At 41.1% G+C, this 2,919-nt stretch carries 2 protein-coding genes; both read right to left on the reverse strand.

Annotation, left to right across the window (positions count from 1 at the left end):
* Positions 1–274: 274 nt before the first annotated feature.
* Positions 275–2,344 carry a glucose-specific PTS transporter subunit IIBC gene (gene ptsG, locus AC2YHV_RS27495; RefSeq protein ID WP_487374597.1) on the reverse strand — a complete coding sequence of 690 codons (2,070 nt, stop codon included), beginning with the start codon at positions 2,342–2,344 and terminating at the stop codon, positions 275–277.
* Positions 2,345–2,557: 213 nt separating this feature from the next.
* On the reverse strand, positions 2,558–2,919 hold a 362-nt coding region (locus AC2YHV_RS27500), incomplete at its 5' end, for a PRD domain-containing protein (protein ID WP_487374598.1).

A 2,919-nucleotide genomic window follows, 5' to 3' on the forward strand; every position in this document is an offset into this window, starting at 1 on the left:
TTTCCATCGCTTCGTTTAGCGACTTTATTAGTATAACACCCTCCAAACACAAAGTCAACAACAAGTTATCATTCACTTGTTTGTCTTGTTTGTCTCAAGCGGTGTATTTAATATATTAGCACTTGCATATAGATAAGTCAATTTAATCTTTTAAAATTAACTTCTTTTTTTCACTGAACCACTTTCTTTCTATAGAAGCCGGTCCATGCCAAAAAATCATCAAAAAAACAGGAGGGCAGCTGATTATAGCCACCCTCCCGTTATTTATTAATGATTATTTATTGATGGAGATTACGTCCTCTTCTTCCCTATCTACATTTCCGCCCTTTTCAATCTTGACGCTTTCACCTTCGGAAAGGTTAGTAAAGACGATTGGCGTAATGATAGAGCTAGCATTGTTTTTGACATACTCTATATCAACTTTAAGCAATGGCTGCCCGCTTGTCACTTTATCTCCTTGAGCGACAAGTGCTTCGAAACCTTTGCCTTCCAACTTAACTGTATCGATCCCGACATGAATCAAGATTTCACGTCCAGCTTCGGAAACGATACCTATTGCATGTTTAGTCGGGAATAAATTAACGATCGTACCGTCCACAGGAGAAACAACCAACCCTTCCTCAGGTACAATTGCAAATCCATCGCCCATCATTTTTTCAGCAAAAACTGCATCAGGCACTTCCGTGATCGGTTTTAATTCCCCTTTAATAGGAGAAACAAAGCGCTCGGAAACTTCATCCGTCCGTAAAGGTTTCGGGACGACATCCTCGATTTGCTTTTCCACACCTACTTCAGGAGACGTTTCTACTTTACGAGGCCGTTTTCCATCAATGATATCTTTCATTTGCCCCTTGATCGTTTCTGAACGAGGTCCGAAGATAGCCTGGATGTTATTGCCCACTTCCAGAACTCCAGCGGCACCAAGTTTCTTCAGCCTATTTTTATCAACGTTACCGATGTCATTGACCGATACACGAAGACGGGTAATGCAAGCATCCAAGTGAGAAATATTTTCTTTTCCGCCCATGGCATCCAAAATATCCCCAGGAAGACTTCCAGCTGTACTTGCAGATCCTTCGGCTTCCTCATCCTCTTCCACTTCACGACCAGGAGTTTTAAGGTTAAACTTCCTTATCGCAAATCGGAATCCAAAGTAATAGATAACCGCAAGGACTAAACCAACCGGAATAACAATCCATGCATTGGTTTGCGGATTGATTAAACCAAACAGTACGTAATCGATCAAACCACCCGAGAACGTCATCCCGATTTTCACGTCCAGTAAATGCATGGTCATGAATGATAGACCGGCAAACAGACAGTGAATCCCGAATAGTATCGGTGCAACAAATAAGAATGCAAATTCAAGTGGCTCAGTAATCCCAGTCAAGAATGATGTAAGTGCTGCAGAAGCCATCAATCCCCCGACTATTTTCTTTCTTTCCGGTCTTGCTTCATGATAAATGGCCAAAGCTGCAGCTGGTAACCCGAACATCATGAATGGATATTTACCAGTCATGAAGGTACCGGCCGTTAAATTCTGTACGCCATCTTTAATTTGTGCCATGAAGATGGCCTGGTCTCCTCTGACTGGCGTTCCCCCTCCTTGAGGGATATAGCTGCCAAATTCGAACCAGAATGGAGAATAGAAGATATGGTGCAATCCAAAAGGAATCAGCGCACGTTCTACAACCCCAAACACGAAAGCTCCAAGTGTCAGGTTAGCACCCAACATATTTTCGGAAAATGAATTTAACCCCGATTGAATCGTCGGCCAAATCAAAATCATTAACAACCCAAGAATAACTGCGCTTGCAGCTGTTACAATGGGTACAAAACGTTTACCTGCAAAGAATCCTAAATAAGAAGGCAGTTCAATTTCATAAAACTTATTATACATAACAGCAGCCATGACACCGACGATAATACCGCCGAACACACCTGTTCCCAACGTCGGGATTCCCAGAACATTGGTATACACCGCACTATTGTTCTCAATGTCGGCAGCGTCAATGCCAAGAACAGTTCCCATCGTTACATTCATAATCAAGAAACCGATAATCGCCGCAAGGCCGGCAACACCATCTCCACCAGCTAACCCAATTGCGACCCCCACAGCAAACAACAAGGGAAGATTCCCAAAAATAATATTTCCGGCATTCTCCATTACCGATGCGACCATTTCCACTCCGCCACTCGCAAGAAACGGGGCAATATCCAATAAAGTTTCGTTTTGCAATGCATTACCAAACGCAAGCAAAATTCCGGCCGCTGGTAAAATGGCTACAGGAAGCATCAAAGCTTTACCGATTTTTTGCAAAACGCCAAACAACTTCTTAAACATAGGTTTTCCTCCTCTTTACTGTTTTTCCATGCTAATAAAACGGTTACATTTACGATGGTATTCATCTTCCCACGCATCAGAATTCAAATACAAAAAAGGCATAAGCAAAGATAGGATTGAAATGAAAATTCAGGTATATAATACCCTCTTTCATAACAATCATTCTCCTCACTTATGCCTGATCGAATCAGTAACACGTAAGTTAATGTATGTTTATTTAATTTTCTTTTGTAATCGTTGGATATGCATCGTTAGATAGACAGCTTCCGCATCACAAACCGGTTTGCCTAATTTCTGCTGCATAATTTTTATTAGCTTCCAAGAGATATTGTAACACAAAGGATATTCTTCTTTCAATAGCATTGCTATTTTTTCAGGTTCCTCTACTTTTTCCCCAGCAAGCACCCTGTCTATCATGAATCTTAAATGACGGACCAAACGTGAATAGTCTATGCTATCCTTATTAATTTTCACATTGAGCTGTTCTTCAACAACTTGGATAAGGTGATAGATTAACTGCGAATGCTGATTGACTTCCGATAAGTCTTTATTTGATATTGCGCTATGAATATGAA

The organism is Peribacillus sp. SRI_006, assembly GCF_057586375.1.